The organism is Bythopirellula sp. (genome assembly GCF_041737835.1).
GTDB lineage: Bacteria > Planctomycetota > Planctomycetia > Pirellulales > Lacipirellulaceae > Bythopirellula.
This window is the reverse complement of the sequence record NZ_JBGSQY010000024.1, coordinates 11,883-32,755: the sequence shown is the minus strand read 5'-3', so window position 1 is coordinate 32,755 and position 20,873 is coordinate 11,883. Positions and strand designations below refer to the sequence as shown.

General features: G+C 56.0%; 17 protein-coding genes. 8 read left to right on the top strand and 9 right to left on the bottom strand.

All coding sequences use genetic code 11. From position 1 onward, the window contains the following. Positions 1-204 precede the first annotated feature (204 nt). Positions 205-1,818: an SPFH domain-containing protein gene (locus AC6T8Q_RS07545; protein ID WP_500678490.1), complete on the top strand. Its 1,614-nt coding sequence runs from the start codon at positions 205-207 to the stop codon at positions 1,816-1,818. 70 nt (positions 1,819-1,888) lie between these two features. On the opposite strand, the gene AC6T8Q_RS07540 is transcribed toward AC6T8Q_RS07545, so the two are convergent. After that, a complete protein-coding gene (locus AC6T8Q_RS07540) occupies positions 1,889-4,822 on the bottom strand; it encodes an FtsK/SpoIIIE family DNA translocase (RefSeq protein ID WP_500678489.1) in 2,934 nt (977 codons plus the stop codon). Positions 4,823-5,210: 388 nt separating this feature from the next. After that, positions 5,211-6,074 (bottom strand): tRNA pseudouridine(55) synthase TruB, encoded by an 864-nt coding sequence (gene truB, locus AC6T8Q_RS07535; protein ID WP_500678488.1) that lies wholly within the window; start codon positions 6,072-6,074, stop codon positions 5,211-5,213. Positions 6,075-6,153: 79 nt separating this feature from the next. On the opposite strand from truB, the gene rsmG reads away from it, so the two are divergent. Continuing rightward, positions 6,154-6,813, top strand: a complete 660-nt coding sequence (gene rsmG / locus AC6T8Q_RS07530) for a 16S rRNA (guanine(527)-N(7))-methyltransferase RsmG (RefSeq protein ID WP_496919803.1) — start codon at positions 6,154-6,156, stop codon at positions 6,811-6,813. 156 nt (positions 6,814-6,969) lie between these two features. Further along, on the top strand, positions 6,970-7,284 hold the full coding sequence (locus AC6T8Q_RS07525) for a DUF3467 domain-containing protein (RefSeq protein ID WP_500678487.1): 315 nt from the start codon (positions 6,970-6,972) through the stop codon (positions 7,282-7,284). Between the two features lie 70 nt (positions 7,285-7,354). Here the strand turns inward: AC6T8Q_RS07525 and AC6T8Q_RS07520 are convergent, their stop codons facing one another. After that, positions 7,355-7,693 carry a tetratricopeptide repeat protein gene (locus AC6T8Q_RS07520; RefSeq protein ID WP_496919801.1) on the bottom strand — a complete coding sequence of 113 codons (339 nt, stop codon included), beginning with the start codon at positions 7,691-7,693 and terminating at the stop codon, positions 7,355-7,357. Between the two features lie 303 nt (positions 7,694-7,996). Here AC6T8Q_RS07520 and lpxA point away from each other — a divergent pair, with 303 nt between their 5' ends. Continuing rightward, complete coding sequence (gene lpxA / locus AC6T8Q_RS07515) at positions 7,997-8,860, top strand: acyl-ACP--UDP-N-acetylglucosamine O-acyltransferase (RefSeq protein WP_500678560.1); 864 nt, start codon at positions 7,997-7,999, stop codon at positions 8,858-8,860. 298 nt (positions 8,861-9,158) lie between these two features. Beyond that, entirely contained in the window at positions 9,159-11,111 is a 1,953-nt protein-coding gene (locus tag AC6T8Q_RS07510) for a RecQ family ATP-dependent DNA helicase (RefSeq protein ID WP_500678486.1), read from the top strand. A gap of 53 nt (positions 11,112-11,164) precedes the next feature. Here the strand turns inward: AC6T8Q_RS07510 and AC6T8Q_RS07505 are convergent, their stop codons facing one another. The 3 genes from AC6T8Q_RS07505 to AC6T8Q_RS07495 are packed head-to-tail and all read right to left on the bottom strand — an operon-like array spanning position 11,165 to position 12,417. Beyond that, positions 11,165-11,599 (bottom strand): universal stress protein, encoded by a 435-nt coding sequence (locus tag AC6T8Q_RS07505; protein ID WP_500678485.1) that lies wholly within the window; start codon positions 11,597-11,599, stop codon positions 11,165-11,167. A 12-nt stretch (positions 11,600-11,611) separates the two neighbouring features. Then, on the bottom strand, positions 11,612-12,091 hold the full coding sequence (locus AC6T8Q_RS07500) for a CBS domain-containing protein (RefSeq protein WP_500678484.1): 480 nt from the start codon (positions 12,089-12,091) through the stop codon (positions 11,612-11,614). A gap of 11 nt (positions 12,092-12,102) precedes the next feature. After that, the gene (locus tag AC6T8Q_RS07495; RefSeq protein WP_500678483.1) at positions 12,103-12,417 is read right to left on the bottom strand and encodes a BON domain-containing protein; all 315 of its coding nucleotides are present in this window, start codon (positions 12,415-12,417) and stop codon (positions 12,103-12,105) included. A 207-nt stretch (positions 12,418-12,624) separates the two neighbouring features. Here AC6T8Q_RS07495 and AC6T8Q_RS07490 point away from each other — a divergent pair, with 207 nt between their 5' ends. Further along, positions 12,625-14,088, top strand: a complete 1,464-nt coding sequence (locus tag AC6T8Q_RS07490) for a sigma 54-interacting transcriptional regulator (protein WP_500678482.1) — start codon at positions 12,625-12,627, stop codon at positions 14,086-14,088. A gap of 308 nt (positions 14,089-14,396) precedes the next feature. Continuing rightward, positions 14,397-14,711, top strand: coding sequence for a hypothetical protein (locus AC6T8Q_RS07485; protein ID WP_500678481.1), 315 nt, complete (start codon positions 14,397-14,399; stop codon positions 14,709-14,711). Between the two features lie 91 nt (positions 14,712-14,802). On the opposite strand, the gene ppdK is transcribed toward AC6T8Q_RS07485, so the two are convergent. Further along, the gene (gene ppdK / locus AC6T8Q_RS07480; RefSeq protein ID WP_500678480.1) at positions 14,803-17,466 is read right to left on the bottom strand and encodes a pyruvate, phosphate dikinase; all 2,664 of its coding nucleotides are present in this window, start codon (positions 17,464-17,466) and stop codon (positions 14,803-14,805) included. Between the two features lie 303 nt (positions 17,467-17,769). Here ppdK and AC6T8Q_RS07475 point away from each other — a divergent pair, with 303 nt between their 5' ends. Next, the gene (locus AC6T8Q_RS07475) at positions 17,770-18,369 is read left to right on the top strand and encodes a CPBP family intramembrane glutamic endopeptidase (protein ID WP_500678479.1); all 600 of its coding nucleotides are present in this window, start codon (positions 17,770-17,772) and stop codon (positions 18,367-18,369) included. On the opposite strand, the gene nfi is transcribed toward AC6T8Q_RS07475, so the two are convergent. Both nfi and AC6T8Q_RS07465 read right to left on the bottom strand, forming a co-directional pair. Continuing rightward, positions 18,324-19,010, bottom strand: a complete 687-nt coding sequence (nfi, locus tag AC6T8Q_RS07470; RefSeq protein ID WP_500678478.1) for a deoxyribonuclease V — start codon at positions 19,008-19,010, stop codon at positions 18,324-18,326. The genes AC6T8Q_RS07475 and nfi overlap by 46 nt on opposite strands. 148 nt (positions 19,011-19,158) lie before the next feature. Next, positions 19,159-20,637, bottom strand: coding sequence for a hypothetical protein (locus tag AC6T8Q_RS07465; RefSeq protein ID WP_500678477.1), 1,479 nt, complete (start codon positions 20,635-20,637; stop codon positions 19,159-19,161). Positions 20,638-20,873 lie beyond the last annotated feature (236 nt).

The following is a 20,873-nucleotide window of genomic DNA, read 5'->3' as shown; positions in this document are numbered from 1 at the left end:
CCAGACTCGCATTGTGAAGGAAAGGTTCAACGCGAAGTCGCCAAAATCGTTATATTCCTTTCCCGTGGCCAAGGCGAATCTTCGCAAGACTGCCTGCACTGCGGCGAATACGCTCTCAAGGGACCGAATTGCGGCAGGAAGCCGTGAGTCCTGGGCCTGGCTGAGCTAAGTTTGTGCAAGCCGATTTTAAGGGGGGAACTGAATATGTCTTTGTTGTTTGTCATTGTGGGTGTTGTGTTGTCTGCCATGATCGTGGCGAGTGTCGCTAAGTTGCAGTCCGTTGAACTGCGCTTGGCGGGGTTGGTCGTCGCACTGCTGGTGATGATGTCGTTCTTCACGTTGGCATCGTTCCGCTTTGTGAGCGAAAACCAAATCGGCGTCGTGACCAAGAACATTGGTTTCACTTCGTTGCCGCCAGGAAAGATTATTGCCACGAATGGCGAAAAGGGCCCGCAGGCGCGCATTCTGCCGCCGGGCTGGCATCCTTGGTATTGGCCGTTCATTTACGATATTGATATCACCGAAGTGCAAACCGTTCCCGCGGGCAGCGTCGGAATTCTCAATGCGTCGGACGGCAAGCCGTTGCCGCGCGGCACCGCTTATGCACCCGAGTGGGAAGAATCCAAAGAAGGATTGATGGCGCAGGACGCCGAGTACTTTTTGGGTGAAGGGGGCGGCTATAAGGGACCGCAGACTTCAGTTCTCAAGCCGGGGTCGTATCGTATCAACCCGAAGCTGTTTGAAATGAAGATCGAACCTGCCACGACGATTGAAAAAGCGACCGTGGGCGTCGTGAAGTCGAATGTCGGTGATAGCTCGGCAGCCGTTGAAGTCGAAGGTCAAGAAGCGATGGCCCGACATTTGGCGGCTCGTGGTCAGCGGGGTATTTGGCGCGAACCACTGCCTGAAGGTCAGGAATACATTAATCCCAAGGCGTATGAAGTCACCAAGATCTCCACCAAGAAGCACATCGTTCTGTACACGTCGCGGCAAGGTCCACGGTCTGATACGGCTGAAGAGCGGGAAATTATGGTGCGTACTTCCGACGGTTTTACGTTCCCCGTCGACGTCCGCGTGGAGTTTGAAATTCATCCCGAGGATGCGCCGCTGTTGGTGGCCACGGTGGGTGACGATCAAGAAGGTTTGCGGACCGTGATGGACTCCGCCGTGCGGGCGATCTTTCGCAACAACGCCGAAGGGGTGAAGGCGCTCGACTATGTGAAGCAGCGTTCGCACCAGGAAAGCCAATCGGAAACCATGCTCAAAGAGGAATTGAAAAACATCGGCGTGACGATCACAGCCGTGCGGATTGGCGACGTGGGCAATGAGGAGACACTTGGTGCGTTGTTGAAAACACAAACTGACCGTGAAATCGCATTGCAAGAGCAGGAAACTTTCAACGAGCAGCAGCGTGCCGCCGAGCAAAAGAAGCAACTCACGAAGACAGAACAAGAAGCCGAAGAAGAAAAGCGCCTCGCAACAGCGGCTTATGCGGTGAAGATCGCCGAGAACGATAAGCAGAAGCAGGTGATCGCCGCCCAGGCGGAAGCCGAGGCCGTGGAAATCAAAGCCGAAGCCCAAGCTGCGGCTTACAAGTTGATTGCCGAGCAGATTGGCAGCAACAATGCGGCGCTCGTGGAGTTCTTAAACATCGTGGGCGAGAAAAACATCATGATCACACCGCGGGTGATGGTCACGGGGGGCGGTAACGGCGCTGAGGGCCAAACGACGGCTCTCATTGGCACGATGCTCCATTCGATGGTGGAAGATGCACCCGAGCAGCAGCGGGCCGCGCCACGGGCCGCAGCGCAGCGGTAGTCGCAGAATTTCGTTCGTAAAAACTTACCAAGCCGCGATTCGTTGAATCGCGGCTTGGTGTTTTTAATACTTAGGCCGTGTCGGCGAGCTTGTTTTGCTCGTCGTCATCTTCGTCTTCGCTCCAGAGGTCGTCCTCGTCGTCGGATTCCTCGGTGTCGGAATCGAGTTCGTCTTCTTCCTCGTATTCGTAGTCTTCTTCGTCTTCGGTTTCGTTGTTGACTTCATCGTCGCCGCCCGCTGAAGCGGGCTCGCCGGGCTCTTCCTCAAGCTCTTCTTCGTAGTCGTATTCGGCGTCTTGGATCTCGTCGACTTCGGATTCGTCTTCGACTTCGTAATCGAGTTCCGAGGGGTCTTCGGCAACTTCATTTTCTTCTTCGCCGCCTGCTGCTGAGTTGCTTGAGTAGGGGGGCTCGCCGTCTTCGATGTCGCTGGGCTCGTCTGTGCCGGGGACGACTTTGTTCACACGCTTGGGCTTGGGCGGAGTTGTTACCGCAGTTGTTGGACCAGCCTTGGCTTGTTCAGCACCGCCGGATTGCATGGCTTCCCAATCTTCGATCGAGATCGCCACTTCACGCGCTTGCGAACCGTTGTATTCACCCACAATGCCGTCCTCGGCCATGAAGTCAATCAAACGGGCGGCACGGCCGTAACCGATTCCTAAGCAACGCTGCAACAGCGACACGCTGCCACGACGCTCACGGACCACGATATCGACGGCGGCTTCATACAGCTCATCGCGATTCTTGAGTTGTCCCGGCGTGCTGGCGGCTTCTTCTTCGTCTTTGGTCTTAAGCTCGATGAGTTCCTTGGCGAATTGCGGCGCATCGGTGCCGACAAAGTCGACCACGCGGGTGATTTCGTCGTCGGAAAGGTACGTCCCCTGGCCACGGAGCAACTGGCTTGTTCCCGGTGAAAGGAACAGCATATCGCCGTTGCCCAAAAGTTTATCCGCGCCCATTTCATCGAGCACCACGCGGCTGTCAGTGCGGCTTGCGACTTGGAAGGCAATGCGCGCCGGCAAGTTCGATTTGATCAAGCCGGTGATCACGTCGACGGTCGGTTTCTGCGTGGCGAGAATCAAGTGGATGCCCACCGCACGGCTCTTTTGGGCCAGCCGGATAATGTGCTGTTCCACGTCTTTGCCGGCGGTCATCATCAAGTCGGCGATTTCGTCGGCCACAATCACGATGAACGGCAACTGCTTGGGAATCACTTCCCATTCGGCTTCGCTCACGGGATCGATTCGCTCGCGGAGTTCCTCGTCGCTCAGTTGGTTGAACACGGTGATGTGCCGAACGCCCGCGCGAGCCAACAGCGCGTAGCGCTCTTCCATCTTGTCGACGGCCCAGGAAAGTATCGCCTCAGCCTTCTTCATGTCGGTCACGACCGGATGCATCAAATGCGGCAACTTGCGATAGCCGCTGAGCTCCACCATTTTGGGGTCGATCATCAACATGCGCACTTCATCGGGACCGCGGCTCATCAACATCGACAGGATGATCGAGTTGAGGCACACGCTTTTACCGGTACCGGTGCGGCCTGCGATCAGCAAGTGCGGTAGCGAAGTGAGATCGACCACGAGCGGATTGCCCGACACGTCTTTGCCCAAGTAAATGGGGATCTTCATCCGCCGGGCGTGGCCGTTGGATTCTTCGATCACTTCGCGCAAACGCACGAGTTGGCGGTTTTCGTTGGGGACTTCGATACCGACGGTATTCTTGCCGGGAATCGGCGCGACGATACGTACGCTCGGCACGCGCAGCGCGATCGCCAGATCATCGGACAGGTTTGTGATCTTGGCTAAACGGAGGCCGGCTTCGAGCTGCACTTCGTACTGGGCAATCACCGGGCCCGTTTCGATCTCCACGACCTTTACGTTGAACCCGAAGTTCTTGAACGTCTTTTCCAGGATGCGAGCCTTGCGGCGGACTTCCTTCTCGTGCTCGTCGTAGCTGACGTTTTCAGGTTCCAGCAGCAGATCAAGCGGCGGGAGTTCGTAATCGAAATTCGTGTCGGGCTGACGAAGATCGGCGGCATCGAGCTGGCTGATGACTTCTTCGCGCTCGCTCTTTTTGAGGAGACTCTTGCCTTTGCCCAGGCCCAGTTTTTCTTTGAGGGTGGGGGGGGCTTGGGGTTGTTCGGTCTCTTCCTGTTCATCAGCGCTACCCACGCCGCCCGCTGAAGCGGGCTCGCCGGCGGCTTCTTCTTGTTTGGTTGCGGGGGTGCGGACTGTTAGCTCGACCTCTTCCTCTTCGGGGGCTTCGGCGTCTTCGGATTCCTCATCTTCGTATTCGTATTCCCATTCGCCCTCGTCAGAAGATTCCTCTTCGTAATCGTATTCGTACTCTTCGGAGTCTTCTTCGATGCCGTTTTCGACATCGGTGGCGGGGCGTTTTTTGTTGGCTGCTTTCAGGGATTGGCCGACCTGACCCAATGTGGCGATTCCTCGGCCTGAGGCAACGGTTGTCACCGCCGCCACGCGGAACAGGAAGTAATCGGTACACAACAGCCAGCCAGCGAGCAACACGCTGAGCGAAAGAATGTAAGCGCCAATGGTGGCGAAGTGCGATTCCAGTAGGGCGCTGCCCATCGCGCCTAAGAATCCGCCGGGGCCGATTTCAGGGCCGGGACTGCCCGCGGGCATCACCATGTTCGAGAGCGTGCTCAGAGCCAACAACGAAAGGGCCCAGCCGACGGCTCGCACGATCGGTTGATCGATACCACGCCGCATAAGCAGCACAACCGACAATACGGAGAGCGAACCAACGACGTAGTAAGCCCCGACGCCGACGCTTTCAAACAGATAGTGTGAGACGTACGCACCGATGGGGCCGACGGCGTTCGCGAACTCAGCGCGAGCGGGCAGCACCAGCGTGCTGGGAGGATCGAGCGGGTCGTATGTGAATAGCGAAATGCCCAGCAACGCCGTCACTGCCAAGAGTGCCAGCGTCATCAGGTCGATTCGCAAACTACGGTTTTCGAACATCAGTGGTCTACGATCCATGGTCTCGTCCGCTCTGCCATCATGACAGTCGCGGACCGATCGCGGGGCCCATCCGTGCCCGAAGTGTTTCCCTGGTTGTCCATCCTGGTGTCATGTTGTCAACGCATCGCTCGCGCAGACGCGTTGGTTCTATTCATTTCGACACGCCGCGAGTCGGCAGTCCAACTTGTGTCACGTTCGCGCTACGGATTCCCTGGGAGGGAGGACTCCTAGAACGGAAGTGGCAGGCACAACCGGCAGATGCGGCTCGCGTGTTGCTTTCCAATTTCAGCTCCAAGTGCAGGAGATTGGTACGGCGATCAATTATTCACGCGAAATAGGCAAGTTTGTTCCCGAATTCATGTGCCTAGCCCTCAAGTGTGAAGAGATACCGGCGCGGAAATAACGATCATGCCGACGGGGCAAAATTGATGTGCGGTTTGAGCAGGCCGGGCGACTTGGGTGTGAGCAACGCGATCAAGTTGCCCTGTTCATCAAAGGCGGCACATTCGGTTAGTGAGTCGCTAGAAAACGGTCGGCCGTAGCGCAATTCTTGGAGTTGGTTGGCGGTCAATTCGAAACGGGGCAGATGGCTCACAGCTTGGGCGGGAGATTGAAGGTGCTCTTGAATCTGATCCAGCGTTAAATAGTTGACAGAGAGTGCATCGTCAACGCAGAACGTGCCAATTCGCGTGCGCGTGAGTTCACTCATAACAGCGGCGGTGCCCAAACGGGCTGCCAGATCGCGGCCCAAGCTGCGGATGTACGTGCCACTGCCGCAACGGATCATCAGTTCAAGTTGGGGGTATTCGTAGTTCGTGATTTCGATTGCGTGAATTTCGACGGGGCGGGGAGTGATTGTAAAGTCCGCACCCTTGCGAGCCAGGGCATAGGCGCGTTGGCCAGCGATCTTTACCGCGGAATAAGCGGGAGGAATCTGGTCGATGCGGCCGAGAAATTGTGGCAAGGCGGCTTCGATATCTGACCGTGTGGGGACGGTAGCACCAGCAAGCTCGGTGATTTCGGTTTCGGTGTCGTCGCTGGCGCTACTGCGGCCCAGCAAGAACGTGCCGCGATATTCTTTGGGCATCTGCTGGACGTATTCGATAAGCCGCGTGGCTGGTCCAATACAAACGACGAGTACGCCCGTGGCGAGTGGGTCAAGTGTGCCGGCGTGGCCGACCTTAGCCGGGCGGACGAGTTTCTGGATGCGATTGACGGCATCGCGCGACGTCCAGCCGGGCGGTTTGTTGATGTTGAGAATGCCGAACATAAGCGCTAAGCCACAAGTGGCCGAAATGAAATTTCATGGGCACGGTGCAAGCGCCGCGGGTAAATCATATACTGGTTTTATGACCGACGAAACGTACACCACCGACTTGGCTACCGCATTGCGTGATGTGGGGATTGAACTCACCGACGAGCAAATTAAAACGCTGGATCGTTACCGCGAGTTGTTATGGCAATGGAACGAACAACTCAACCTCACGCGGCATACGACACTCGAAAAATTCGTCACGCGTGACGTTGTCGATAGTTGGGAACTCGCGAAATTGATCGGAAAGCGCGAAAGAGTTCTCGACATTGGCACCGGGGGTGGCGTGCCGGGCTTGATCATCGCGATCTGCCGCCCTGATTTGCGAGTGAGCGTTTGCGAGTCGATGCAGAAAAAGGCCAAAGTCGTTGAGGCGATGGTTGTGGAACTCAACATTCCCGTGTCAGTTTACGCCTGTCGGGCCGAAGAAGTGCTCGAACTGCAAACCTTTGATACACTCGTCGCGCGGGCCGTAGCGGCTCTGGCGAAAATCTTGCGGTGGGTTGAGCCGCATTGGAAGGCGTTTGATCGGTTGCTTTTGATCAAGGGGCGTAAGTGGGTCGATGAACGGGGTGAAGCGCGACACTTAGGACTGTTAAAAAAGCATGAACTTCGCAAAGCAGCGACTTATCTGACGCCTCGCACGGATGCGGAAAGTGTGATTCTGAGCGTCACTCCCGCGGCGAAAGGGAAATGACCCTAAGGCCGTGTCGGAGGGCAAACGTCACCCGATTTCAGCAGCGATTCTCAGGGATGGAATTAAGCCATCCAATTGCTTAAACTTGCTGATTCACTTTTCAAGTGCCATTTAAGAGTGGCAAACGTTCAATAGACAGCGAATGGAGAAATACCCGTGGCCGACGAAAAACAACCCGCTCCCGAACAACAACGCGTACAAGTGGACGACACCCACGCTTCGACGTCTTATGCCAATTTTTGCCGCGTGACCGGCACGCCCGAGGAATTGATTATCGATTTCGGCCTGAATGCGCAGCCCTTTGGCGTGCCGTCTGAGCCAGTGATCATTACGCAGCGTTTGGTCACGAACTACTACACCGCCAAGCGTTTGCTGCATGCTTTGCATTTGTCGGTGCAGCGGCATGAGCAGGCCTTCGGCGTGTTGGAAGTCGACGTGCAGAAGCGCGTCGTGGCGAAGCCGCAAGCGTAGAGAGATGTTAGTCGTTAGAAGCTAGGCGCTAGAATTTTCTCGCGCCTAGCAGCTAGCGCCTGAAAACTTCTTACATTCCCGAGCTTAATTGCCGGCTGCGTTCCATGGCGTCTTCCGCCATGCGAATGTAATCCATGTTGCCGGTGCCCGCGTAGGCGCGTTGATAGGTGACGCTCAGCGCGGTGTAACTAAACGGGTCCATCGGTTCGAGCTCCGCGACGCGTTTGGCGTGTGCGAGGGCTTCTTCGTGCTTGCCCATTTTTTGCAGCACAACGGCGAGTGCCGAGTGGCCCAGCGCGAATTCTTCGTTCTTGGCGATCGCTTGTTCGAGCTTGCTGGCGGCCAGTTCGAGTTCGCCCGCCGCTTTGTGTTGATCCGCTTCGTCGTAGAGTTTGTGTTCGTCGCTCATGATTCCTCCCGCACAGTGCCGCCTTTAGCTTGATTCACAGGTTGTCTGCAAGCGTTGAGTTTAACGCGCGATAGCACTCTTCGCCCAGGGGTCCGTTGCACTAAGTCTTTACCAGAATGCGATTTCACGCTGTTGCTAGCACTCCTCGCGGGTTGTCACACCCGCCGTTGAATCAAAGACCAAATCTTAACCCCCTATAACCCATGCATCCGATATTACCAGCAGTGAATGATTCGCCGCGATCACGCCATCCCGCCGGAATGATCGCCTACCGCCAAGCTTTCCACACGAGGACCCATCGTGATGATCCACCCTAGCGCGATTGTGAGCAGTGAGGCACGCATCGGTGCCAACGTTGAGATTGGCCCGTTTTCGATTGTTGAGCCCGGGGCCGAAATCGGCGACCGCACGCGGCTCGTGGGCCACGTTACGATTAAATCGGGTGTAAGCGTTGGTTGTGAAAATATCGTTTGCGAAGGGGCCGTCATCGGCGGATTGCCTCAACACACGCGTGCCCCCGAAAAAATCGGTGGCGTACGAATCGGCAATCGCAACACGATTCGCGAACACGTGACAATTCACCGTGCTATGCACGAGGGGTATCACACCACGATTGGCGACGATTGTTTGGTCATGGTGGGTGCTCATATCGCTCACGACGGCAACATCGGCAACCGCGTGATTTTGACCAACGGCGTCATGCTGGGTGGGCACGTGCAAGTGGGCGATCGGGCGGTGCTGGGTGGCAACGCGGCGGTGCATCAATTCTGCCGCATCGGCCGGTTGGCGATGGTCGGCGGTTGCACGAAGGTCGTACAAGACCTGCCACCGTTCGTGTTGACGGATGGGGGGACCGCACTCATCGTCGGTTTGAATCGCGTTGGCTTGAATCGGGCCGGCGTCACCCGACCTGAAATTTTGGAGCTCAAAGCCGCCTACCGCGTGATTTACCGCGAAGGGCTGACATTCAACGAAATGGTCGAGACGCTCGAACAACGTTTCACGCAGGGAATCGCCACCGAGTTTGCCGAATTCTTCCGCACCGGCACGCGTGGTTTCATTCAAGAACGCCGCAGCCCGCCCCGGGTGGCTCTGCGGATCCATCCGGCCGTGGACGAAGTGGAAACCGAAGCACCCGCGACGACCCCGTTCCGCAAAGCCGCGTGAGTTGGGCCAGTAACAACAAGAAAATCAAACGCCCAAGGGATTGCAAACCCTGGGCGTTTTTCGTTTCCAGTGACAGCAGCTTGTCACTTTCCAGTGGAATTGTGTGGTTTTCCCGGCAAATTCCGCGTTTTTTATCAGCCCGTAGCGATCTGGAGGTTTTTGAGTGAATTGCTTGTACTTCCTTTCTCAGCCGCTATGATAATCCGCTATGTGAACAAATGTTCATATTGTCATTAGTTGAGTGCGTCGCGCGGCACGACGTTTTACGCAGTCACTAGCTCAGCGGAGAATTGTTACCATGCTTGCTTCGCCACCCCGTCGTCCGCGCACATCTATGGAAGAGGCTTACGAAAAACTTCGCGAGGTCTTTGGCTTTGAACGATTCCGAGCCGGCCAGCATCAAGTGATCACGCATTTGCTCGAAGGGGAATCCTCGGTCGCGATCTTTCCCACGGGGAGCGGCAAGAGCCTCTGTTATCAATTGCCGGCATTGCTCTTTGACGGTTTGACGGTGGTAATCTCGCCATTGATCGCGCTGATGAAAGATCAGATCGACTTTTTGCGGGAGCGCAATGTTCCTGCTGCGCGGCTTGATTCAACGATGGAACGCGAGGAAGCGATTCAGGTTTATGAAGATTTACGGCAGGGTCGTATGAGGTTGCTGTACGTTTCGCCAGAAAGGTTGGGCAATGAACGATTTTTGCAGTTACTCGAGCATCAAAAGATTGCCTTGCTGGCCGTTGATGAAGCGCATTGCATCAGCGAATGGGGGCATAATTTCCGGCCCGATTACTTGCGAATCGCCGCGCTGGCCGAACGGCTCAAGGTGAAACGGGTCTTGGCACTGACCGCTACGGCGACCCCCGACGTGGTGAACGATATTGCCAAGGTGTTTGCGGTTCCCGTGCATAATGTCGTGCAAACGGGATTTTATCGCTCGAATCTGGAACTCCGCGTGACGGCGTGCGTGGAACGCGAACGTAAGAATGTGTTGCTCAAGAAATTGGCGGAGCGGGCGCCGGGACCAGCCATCGTGTACGTCACATTGCAACGCACCGCCGAGCAGATCGCGGGCTTGCTCGCGAGTCAAGGCCATGCGGCGCGGGCCTATCATGCCGGTATGAAAACCGAAGAACGCAATGAAGTGCAGGATGACTTTATGGCGGCGGACGACATGATCGTTGTGGCCACGATTGCCTTTGGCATGGGGATCGACAAGTCCAATATCCGCGCGGTGTATCATTACAATCTTCCCAAGAGCTTGGAAAGTTACATGCAGGAGATCGGCCGCGCGGGGCGTGATGGTCAACCGGCCGTCTGCGAGCTATTGGCCTACCGCGATGATTTGGTGACGCTCGAAAATTTCAGCTACGGCGACACACCCACCCCTCAAGCTATCGAATCTTTAACACGCGAGTTGTTGGAAGGGGGCGATACGCTGGAAGTTTCCACCTTCGATCTGTCGGCACGGCATGACGTCCGCGAGCTGGTCGTCAAAACGCTACTCACTTATCTCGAGCTCGAAAAGATTTTGCAGCCGACGGGGCCGGTTTACACGGAATTCAAATTCCAGCCGCGGAAACCCTCGGCGGAGATTCTCCAGAAGTTCGATCCCAAACGCGCGGAATTTTTGAAGAACATCTTTCAATGTGCCCGGACGGGAAAGATTTGGCTCAGCATCGACGTTGTGGAGGCTGCCAAGAAACTCGCCGAAAGCCGCGAACGGATAGTGTCGGCCCTCGATTATTTGGATCAGACCGGAGACATCGTACTTCAAACCGCAGGATTACGTTACGGCTACAAAATGGTACGGCGTCCCCATGATTTGCAGCCAGTTTTGCAGCATTTGAACGAACGCTTTGCCCGTCGCGAGGAGCAAGATATCACGCGCTTGCGGAAAGTGGTGGCGCTCGCGGAATGCGGTGGGTGTTACACGCGTTATCTGTTGGAATACTTCGGCGAGCAGCGCGAGAACTGCGGGCATTGCAGCCGCTGCGCAGGGGCTAAGAAACAGATTATGCCCCCAACGGCCGGGGCGGCAATTGATGGAGCAGACCGCGCGATTGTCAAACAACTGATCGCCGAAAGGCATCATTCTCTGCGGAGCCCGCGGCAGATTGCGCGATTTTTATGCGGCATCACTTCGCCCGCAACGACCAAAGACAAGTTACGCAAACATGCGGCGTTTGGCAGATTGGAAAGCGTGCCCTTTGCGCAAGTGTTGGCCCTTGCCGAGAGCGCGGCCGGTTAGCGCTACTCCTTGCGTCTCTCCCGGCCGCGGGACGGCATAACTTTGAGTCGCATTCACTCGCGAATGACCAATACGGGGCAGTGAGCCAAACGTACCACGCGTTCGGCGACCGAACCGATCATCAATCGCGCTAATCCGGTCCTGCCGTGTGATGGCAGCACGATCAAATCGGTATCGTGTTCTTCGGCATATTTGGCAATCTCCGTAGCGGGCGAGCCGAAGAGCACTTCAAAATGGACGTCGGAGAAGCTCTTGTCAGGAAATTTCTTGTGCAGCATTTCCACGAGCCGCTCACGGCGTTTTTCATCGCTTTCGAGATTCCAGCCGACGACCAAATCGCTTTCCGCCGGTGTTGCTTGCGGGGCGACGTGAAGAACGGTGAGTTGCCCTGGATTGTCAACGAGATTCCGCCAGTTTTCGACAACTTGGGCCGATTCCTCGGAAAAGTCCGTGGGCACGAGGACGTGTTTAGGATGGAGAGCGACCATGGTGTGCTCCTTTCATTCTTCCACCACCGCAATCAGCGTGGCGACTAGATCGAGACTTGTAAGAATGCCAACCGGCCGGTCGAGTTCGTCGACGACGATGAGCCGGTGAATATGTTTGTCGCACATGGTCCGCGCGGCTAGGAGCAGCGACGTGGATTCGCCAATAGTTTGCACTCCGGGCGTCATGTGACTCCGCACGAGATCGTGGCGCATTTCTTCGATGCAGAAGGCGTCGTAGGACGACCCACTCACGAGAACGTGCCGGGTTTGTGTGCCTTCGAGTTCTTCGGCTTTGGAGTGAATGAAATCCGAGCCACTGATCACTCCGATGCACTTGCCGCGCTCGTCAACAACGGGGGCACCCGTGATGCGATGCTCGCAAAGCACGTCGGCGGCTTCACTGAGAGTGCTGTTGGCGCTGATGGTGATAAGACTGTGCGCCATGGCGTCGGAAACTTGCAGGCTTTTCAGGCGATCTGCGGAGGCAATCATGGGTCTGTCTCCTAACGATAAGTGGTCACGCTACTGAGCCCTCGCGGCGAAACAACGTCGACTTGGTTGACGATGTGAGTTACGCCGGGAACATTTTTCATGATCGTTTGCAAAACTTGTTTAAGGTAAAACGAAGGGAGGCGACCGGAGAGTATCAGGGTGTCATTAACAACTTCCACCGTCAGCGAATCCCAATGACCCCTGAACGAGTTGTGCCTCTTGAGCCGGTCGCAGGCCTCGGTTTCGATCTGTATCTTGCGCGTGTCACCAATTCCCTTTGTGCAAGGTCTCTGTTTGCACCAGGCGTCGTCGCAAGAGATCGACATAACCAGGCCCTCCCTCCGCGTGCTCGGTTTACCGAGCTTTGATCAATAAAAGAGCAAGTCGCAGGCCACAGGCTCGCGGGGCATTTTTCCCTGGAAATACTGCGAGATCGGATTGTAGGGCGTGCTATTTCGCACGTTCCAAGCTTCGTTGACACAGTTGGAGTGCCGAGCAAGACATGTTACAAACAGGGAAACATGGGAGTTTTTATGCTGAGCACTTCATTTGATAAATATTGCGAACTGCAACGCTACGTGGGTTGGGATGCCGTTGATTATCAGCGGATCACGGCCATTCGTGACGTCCTGCTGGCGCGTTCCGACGAAATCGTCGAAGATTTCTACCATCAGATTGGCTTGCATCCTCGCGCGGCGGAAGTCATCCGCGGGGGCGAAGCGCAAATCTTGCAGCTCAAATCGACACTGCGTTTGTGGCTGCGGCAACTACTAACAGGGCCTTACGACAACGATTACGTGGTGCTGCGAACCAAAGTGGGTCAACGGCACGTGGCCATCGGGCTCGATCAGGTCTATACAAATGCGGCTCTCTCGCGAATGCGTCAGGCACTTGGCCGGATCACATCGGAAAACTGGCAGGGAACGCCTGCAGAGCTTTCGTTGACGTTGGGATCGCTGAATAAGCTGCTCGATCTGGATTTGGCGATCATCGAAGATGCCTATCAAACCGAGTTCGCGGCTCAGCAACAGCGATTAAGCAAAGAGAATTTGCAACTGCGAACCGTGTTGGAACGGGAACAAAAGACCATACCGATGGTTGGCAATAGCGAGCCGATGCAGGAAGTGCTGCGCTTGATCGATCGCATGGCTTCGACTGACAAGCCGGTGCTGATTCAGGGGGAAAGCGGGACGGGTAAGGAACTCGTCGCCAAAGCAATCCATCGGGCGAGTCGATTTGCCGATAAGCCGCTGGTGGTGATCAACTGTGCGGCGCTTCCCGAAAATTTGCTGGAAAGCGAACTTTTCGGCCATGAGAAAGGGGCCTTTACCGGGGCCGTTGCCAGCAAGCCCGGTTTGTTTGAAGTAGCCGACGGGGGGACGTTGTTTATCGATGAAATCGGTGAGTTGGCCGGTGGCTTGCAGGCGAAACTTTTGCGTGTGCTTGAGGATGGCTCATTGCGGCGGGTTGGCTCGGTGAAAGAACGCCGGGTAAGCGTGCGATTGCTGGCAGCGACCAATCGCGATCTGGGCGAAGAAATTCAAAAGGGCCGGTTCCGCGAGGATTTGTATTACCGCATTAACGTGTTGACGATCGTGTTGCCGCCGCTGCGGGATCGACAAATAGATATCCTCCCGTTGGTCAGGCATTTTGCCGGACGTGATTGGGAATTAGATAAGGAATTTCAGCACGTCATCGAGAACTATGGTTGGCCGGGCAACATTCGCCAACTTCGCAATGCCGTCGAACGGGCCAAGATTCTCGCCGATGAGAATCGGTTACTAGCTGTCAATTTACCGCCGGAAATTATGCGGACCGGTTTAGAGGCAGCAAGCCAACGACCAGGGCCGGAGTCGGATCTGGAAACGCTCAATCGCCATCACATCGCCGATACCTTCAAGCGTTATCAGGGGAACAAGGCGCGAACAGCGCGGGCCTTGGGCATCAGCCGCCGCACACTCTATCGGCTGCTTGAAAAGCACGACATCGATTCCTAGAGGCAGGCCCGATGTGGCGCGCCCTCGAATCTTCGGCTGTGCGTCCTGGCACAGCTAGAACTTGAACTTCGGCATTTCCCGGGGTTTTCATGTCGATGGCACTGTTGGCATCCCATTTGCGAAATCATGAATGTGCCATTCCACTTCGGCAATGCATCCGCAGAGACGAGGTCACTATGTATGCCGGTCAAACATGGAACGTGATGAATTTCAAGCCGAGACAGGGGAACACATTGCTCAATTCCTTAATCGATGCCCTGGAGTCTCGCCTAAATTCTCGCGAACCGGCTAACCGGAGCTTAGTTTCTTTGTTTAACTCGTTGGCTTCCCACTTGGAAATGTATTTTGAGCTGGAAGTTCCCGAAGAGAATTTTGCGGAAGCGGCCCGTCGGTCGCCTCAATTTGTGGCGGAAGTGAAACGTCTTGAGGCCGAGCGCAAAGCCCTGTTGGCTGAAGTCGACCTCATGATCGGCTTGGCCAAATTGGCTTTTGTCGAGAAGCGCGACGTGGGCGTCCTGGCGGAGCGGTATGGTTTGTTCCAACGCCGATTCGCCGAACACGAGGCGGCGGAGAAAAAGCTGGTTCAAGACGTGTTCGCCGCGAACCCCGCGTTGGATGGATGACGTTCGATAAATTGTGCCGAGGCGGCGCATGAAAAAACGCCCAGGGGTTGCAACCCCTGGGCGTTGTCGTTTTTACATGCAATCTTGGCGATTACTTGCCTTTGCCGAGGGCGGCCTGTGCGGCGGCCAAGCGGGCGATCGGCACGCGGAACGGGCTGCACGACACGTAATCGAGCCCTACCTTGTGGCAGAACAAGATCGAATCGGGATCGCCACCATGCTCGCCGCAGATGCCACACTTGAGGCCCTTCTTGGCGGAACGGCCCTTGGTGACACCCATTTCGACCAGCTGACCGACACCCGTGGTGTCGAGCGACTGGAACGGGTCACGCGGCAAGATTTCCTGCTCGAGGTAATCGGGGAGGAACGTGTTGATGTCGTCGCGGCTGTAGCCAAACGTCATCTGCGTGAGGTCGTTCGTGCCGAAGCTGAAGAAGTCGGCGAGCTCACCGATTTGATCAGCGGTTAACGCGGCACGTGGAATTTCGATCATCGTGCCGATCAAAATATCCAGCTTGCCAGTGTACTTCTTTTCGGCTTTGACTTCTTCGATAACTTGCCGTGTGCGATCGCCAAGCAACTTCAGCTCCGCGGCGGTACCCACGAGTGGAATCATGATCTCTGCCTGAGCATCGATATTCTTCTGCTTGCAGGCGATCACGGCTTCCGCGATGGCGGTGACTTGCATATCGAGAATCTCGGGATAGGTCACGGCCAAACGGCAACCACGGTGACCCAGCATCGGGTTCTGTTCGTGCAAGGCCTGCACGCGGTTCTTCACGTCGGCACGCTTCACGCCCAAACGCGAAGCCATTTCGGCTTGGCTCTTGTCGTCGTGCGGCAAGAATTCGTGCAGCGGTGGGTCGAGCAAACGAATCGTCACGGGCAGGCCCTTCATGGCGGTGAAGATGCCGATGAAGTCCTTGCGTTGGACGGGCAGTAACTTCTTAAGAGCTTTCTTGCGATCCTCTTCGTTGCCCGCGAGAATCATTTCCCGCATCGCCATGATGCGGTCCCCTTCGAAGAACATGTGCTCGGTGCGGCAGAGGCCAATGCCTTGGGCGCCAAAATCACGAGCACGCTTGGCGTCTTCCGGCGTATCCGCATTGGTACGAACCTTCATGGTGCGGTACTTATCGGCCCAGCCCATGACGGTGGCGAAGTCGCCAGACATCTTGGGAGTTTGCGTAGCCACTTCGCCAACCATGACTTCGCCGGTTGATCCATCGATCGAGATGACGTCCTTGTGAGTGTAGACCTTGTTGCCGATCTTGATCTTACGAGCCTTCTCGTCGATTTGAATTTCACCGGCACCCGCGACACAGCAACGACCCCATCCCCGTGCGACGACCGCCGCATGGCTGGTCATACCGCCCGTGCTGGTCAGAATACCCGCGGCGGAGTGCATGCCATCGATGTCTTCGGGATTGGTTTCCTTGCGGACGAGCAAGACTTGTTCGCCTTCGAGCGTGCGATCCACGGCTTCAGCGGCGGTGAAGGCAGGCTTACCGACGGCGGCACCCGGCGAGGCGGGGAGACCGACGGTGAGCAAACGACCTTCTTTCTTGGCGGCTTGCTTGGCGGCAGGGCTGAAGCTGGGGAGTAGCAACTGCGTGAGGTCACCGGCGGGGATGCGCAAAATGGCTTCTTGCTCGGTGATTAGCTTTTCCTTAACCATGTCGCAAGCAATTTTCACCGCGGCGGCACCGGTCCGTTTGCCGTTGCGAGTTTGCAACATGTACAAAGTGTTGTTTTCGATGGTGAACTCGATGTCCTGCACATCGCGGTAGTGCTTTTCGAGCTTGTCCTTGATCGTCATCAGTTGATCGAAGACTTTTTTGTTCCACTTGGCCATCTTTTCGACGGGCTCAGGCGTGCGAATGCCAGCCACGACGTCTTCGCCCTGAGCGTTGATCAGGAACTCGCCGTAGAACTTGTTTTCGCCCGTGGAAGGATTGCGGGTAAAGGCCACGCCGGTGCCCGATTCGTCGCCCATGTTGCCGAAGACCATCGACTGGCAGTTCACCGCGGTGCCCAGCAGGCCGGTGATGTTTTCCACTTGGCGATACTTAACGGCTCGTGGCTGCATCCAGCTCTTAAACACGGCCTCCACGGCAAGTTCCAACTGCTTGAGTGGTTCTTGCGGGAAGGGTTTGCCAAAATGTTTCTTGAAGACGTTTTTGTACTCATCGCACAACTCGACCATGCCTTCCAACGGCACATCGTTGTCGACGGTCGCCTTGTAGCGCTTCTTAATTTTGTCGAAAGCGACTTCAAAGTGTTCATGATCGACGCCGCAAACGACATCGCCGTACATGTTGATCAAACGGCGATAGGAGTCGTATGCGAATCGCTTATGGCCGGTGGCGTTGGCGAGGCCGGCGACCGATTCGTCATTGAGACCAAGATTGAGAATCGTGTTCATCATGCCAGGCATCGACGAGGCAGCGCCTGAGCGAACGGAGAGCAAAAGTGGCGCCTTGGTGTCGCCGAACTTCTTGCCGAGTTCTTTTTCCAACATGGCGACGTTCTTCTTGACTTCGTCCATCAAGCCATCAGGCAACTTGCGACCGCTTTTGTAGTACAGGTCACAAACTTCGGTGGTGATGGTGAACCCTGGGGGCACCGGGAGGCCGATGCTGGTCATGTCGGCGAGGTTAGCACCCTTACCGCCGAGGAGGGTCTTTTGATTGCCTTTGCCTTCGGTCTTGGTCTTGCCGAAGTAGTAGATCATCTTGGTCGAGTTTTTTGACATTGAGAATGGATCCTCTTAACCGGGAGCGTCGCGATAACGAGTGCGACTGATTCGTTTAATTTTTAAATCGCTAGAGATTTGTCGTTCGTCGATTGAATTGGTAGTTGGCTCTCGCTAGAGTCGTGGGGAATCGCACAAGAGATGCCCGTTGCCAGTGGCTTGAATAGCCCCAGCGCACGTGCATTCGGCAGCTGCCCCCCGGCCCGATCAGATAGGTTTGATCCGGCGAGAAAAATCGAACCGCTCAATCTAATTGGGCCTTGCGAAAGCGTCAAGACTTTGCCGCTTGCGGGGGCCCTTGGCATGGAACCTATGGAAAACCGCAAAGCTCAAACGGTGGCCATGGCGATGCTGTTTGAGACGGGTTTGGGCTTCGTGGGGGTGCTGATCGCCTGGGCCGCGGGCATCAATTTGGCCAATCAATTGACGGTTTCCATGGATGCGGTTCTGAGGGGAATCCTAGCCGCCATGCCGATGATCGTGCTTTTGATCGCTTTTTACGAAAGCACGTGGCAACCACTCGTGAAATTGCGCAATGAAGTGGAAAAGGTCGTCGAGGAGCTCTTTGTTGGTTGCCGTTGGTTTGAGTTTGCGTTGGTGAGCATTGCCGCGGGATTCGGTGAAGAGATTCTGTTCCGCGGGGCCCTGCAACCGCTGGCCACTCATTGGACGGGTCCGTGGATTGGGGTGCTTGTGGTGGCCCTACTGTTTGGGCTGGCTCATGCGCTGACGCCGACGTATTTCATCGCGGCCACGGTGATCGGCATTTACTTTGGCTGGTTGGCGCTGGCGTACGATGATTTGGTCGCGCCGATCGTGGCCCACGCGGTTTACGATTTCGTCGCGCTCGTGTTCATTCAGTTTCGCGCGGGGAGAGATAATTTCTTGCCCCCCGCCACTTGATGCGCGAAGCGCGTGGGTTCCGGAAGTCGATAGCCACGACAACACGAAAGCACCAACTCCACTGCCGTGGGGAGTTCGATCTTGTGACCAATCGAAATGTACAGCGGTCGGCATTTGTTCTTCGTGCGTAGCACTGTGCCAATCAGTTCGTCACGGTCCATCAGTTCGGCATGCGAGCCCGCCGTGAGCTCTGGGTCTTCATGCTTTCCGGTAAGGCGAGATTTCGCGCAACCAATTGTGGGTTTGTCGAAGAGTAGTCCCAAATGGGCGGCGATTCCCAACCGGCGGGGATGAGCGATCCCTTGGCCATCCACCATGATGAGATCGGGTTCGATGTGAAGCTTCTCTGCTACAGCGAGAATCGACGGGCACTCGCGAAAGGAAAGCAGCCCAGGGACATACGGGAACGGTATGTCAGCTTCGTGAACGACAAAGTCGACAGGCTCAAGCGATGCGAAATCGAGGGCGACGATAGCGGCGATCGCACGGTTGTTGCGAATGCTAATGTCGATCCCCGCGACGTGTTTGATGCGGCGCAAGCTGGGGGCGTTCTTGGCGCGGACTTTGGTGCGAAGTTGCTCTTGAATTACACGGGCCTCGGCGGGCGTGACGTTCCAGGGATGGTGGGGTTTGGCTTGCATGCGGCAATGATAGCGCGCTGGATTTCATGTTCAAATTGAAGCTGCCAAATCGCTAAGCCGCAAGCGGCTGGAGGCATAAAAAAAGGTGACCCGGCAAAGGACTGCCGGGTCACCCATTAGGTTGACCAAACCCGATTTCCGCGGCGAACTAGTCGCAGCAGGGTACTCCACAGGAAGGTTCCGCACAGCCGCACGAAGGTTCTGGGCAGTGCACACAGACCGGCACTTGCTTGCAAACCACGCGAGGCACGCACCGAGTCACCGTGTAAGGCACCTGGCGAGGCACGCAACGCATCACTTGGATGGTCTTCTGCTCGCAGACAGGCACGCATACGCTGTAGCACACAGTTTTGGTCCGAGTCTCAGGCACCATGCGGCAGACTTTGTAGCAGCAGGTCTTGGTTTCGGGAACCATGTGGCAGACCTGATAGCAGCAAGTCTTCACGCATTGCTTGGGGACCATCCGGCAAACCTTGTAGCAGCAGGTTTTGGTTTCGGGAACCATGCGGCAAACTTGGTAGTTGCAGGTCTTGGTCTCGGGGACCATGTGGCACACTTGGTAGCAGCATGTGCGAGTGCATTGCACGGGCACCATACGGCAGACCTTGTAGCAGCAAGTGCGAGTCTCGGGGACCATTTGGCAAACCTTGTAGCAGCAGGTCCGGACGCGAGGTTCGCACACGAACTTGGTGCAGCAGATTTCCTTCGTGCAGCACTCAGGCACCCAAACCTTCTTGCAGCAATTGCGCGGAGGGGCTTGGCAGCAGAGCGTCTTGCAAGGACCTGGGCAATACACGCAACGGCAACGGCAGGGATCCCATGTGAAGCAGCCGGGCTCGCGAACGGTCTTGGTATAGGTCTTGCCAGGAATCTGATACATCTCAGTTTCCCAATGGCCACTGCGGACGGTAATCGTTTTGGTATAGGGAACGGCCTTGCGGACGTAATAGGTTTCTTGACGTTCACGCGTTTCCCACACAGGCTTGCAGACCGTGTAGTTGCGTTGACGGGTTTCCCACACAGCCTTGCAGGTTGTGTAAGGAACTTCACGAGTGCGAGTTTCCCAAACAGGCTTGCAGACGGTGTAGCAGCGGGTCTTGGTTTCCCAGACAGGCTTGCACACGGTGTAGCAGCGAGTTTTGGTTTCCCACACGGGGTGGTACGTCGTGTAGCAGACGTTGCGGGTCTTGGTTTCCCAGACAGGCTTGCACACGGTATAGCAGCGAGTTTTGGTTTCCCACACCGGGTGATACGTGGTGTAGCAGACGTTGCGCGTCTTGGTTTCCCAAACAGGCTTGCAGACGGTGTAGCAGCGGGTCTTGGTTTCCCAGACCGGGCAGCAAACGGTGTAGCAGACTTGTTTCTGTCGTTGTTCGCGTACGTAGCGGGTGCAGTTAATCACCCGATCTTCGCACACACGGTCGTAAACTGTTTTGCAGCACTGAACTTGTTCTTTGTGCCATTCAACACACCGCACCGTCTTCATGACGGTATGGCAGCGTTGTTGATAGCAACAAGGAGTGCAGCCGTTGTAACGTGCGACCCCGCAATACCCCGCCCATGCCACTGAAGGCAGCATTGCCAAGGCGATGGCAGCGAGAGCCCGCACTACAGACTTGGCTCTCATAGTGTTTTCTCCTCCGGAACTAAATGTGGAAATAGAAGGTTTGGTCAAAATGGGACAATTCCCACCCATTGCTGTTTTCGGAATGAACAGACCACCCGCCTTAGCTAGTTGTTGTGTTTTTCCTACATGCTGAACTCAGCCAGCCATGCCTATTCGCTACGACCGAAACCAACCAAATTGCCGGATCGCTACAGTTGCGTAAAACTGCAACGGATTGGCAGTTTTTGCGGAACATG

Bases quoted from the DNA above. Each gene is read 5' to 3' on its own strand.
- AC6T8Q_RS07465 (WP_500678477.1), bottom strand. From the start codon at position 20,637: ATGAGAGCCAAGTCTGTAGTGCGGGCTCTCGCTGCCATCGCCTTGGCA.
- AC6T8Q_RS07540 (WP_500678489.1), bottom strand. From the start codon at position 4,822: ATGGATCGTAGACCACTGATGTTCGAAAACCGTAGTTTGCGAATCGAC.
- lpxA (WP_500678560.1), top strand. From the start codon at position 7,997: ATGATCCACCCTAGCGCGATTGTGAGCAGTGAGGCACGCATCGGTGCC.
- nfi (WP_500678478.1), bottom strand. From the start codon at position 19,010: ATGCAAGCCAAACCCCACCATCCCTGGAACGTCACGCCCGCCGAGGCC.
- AC6T8Q_RS07490 (WP_500678482.1), top strand. From the start codon at position 12,625: ATGCTGAGCACTTCATTTGATAAATATTGCGAACTGCAACGCTACGTG.
- ppdK (WP_500678480.1), bottom strand. From the start codon at position 17,466: ATGTCAAAAAACTCGACCAAGATGATCTACTACTTCGGCAAGACCAAG.
- truB (WP_500678488.1), bottom strand. From the start codon at position 6,074: ATGTTCGGCATTCTCAACATCAACAAACCGCCCGGCTGGACGTCGCGC.
- AC6T8Q_RS07495 (WP_500678483.1), bottom strand. From the start codon at position 12,417: ATGTCGATCTCTTGCGACGACGCCTGGTGCAAACAGAGACCTTGCACA.
- AC6T8Q_RS07520 (WP_496919801.1), bottom strand. From the start codon at position 7,693: ATGAGCGACGAACACAAACTCTACGACGAAGCGGATCAACACAAAGCG.
- AC6T8Q_RS07500 (WP_500678484.1), bottom strand. From the start codon at position 12,091: ATGATTGCCTCCGCAGATCGCCTGAAAAGCCTGCAAGTTTCCGACGCC.
- AC6T8Q_RS07475 (WP_500678479.1), top strand. From the start codon at position 17,770: ATGGAACCTATGGAAAACCGCAAAGCTCAAACGGTGGCCATGGCGATG.
- AC6T8Q_RS07545 (WP_500678490.1), top strand. From the start codon at position 205: ATGTCTTTGTTGTTTGTCATTGTGGGTGTTGTGTTGTCTGCCATGATC.
- rsmG (WP_496919803.1), top strand. From the start codon at position 6,154: ATGACCGACGAAACGTACACCACCGACTTGGCTACCGCATTGCGTGAT.
- AC6T8Q_RS07510 (WP_500678486.1), top strand. From the start codon at position 9,159: ATGCTTGCTTCGCCACCCCGTCGTCCGCGCACATCTATGGAAGAGGCT.
- AC6T8Q_RS07505 (WP_500678485.1), bottom strand. From the start codon at position 11,599: ATGGTCGCTCTCCATCCTAAACACGTCCTCGTGCCCACGGACTTTTCC.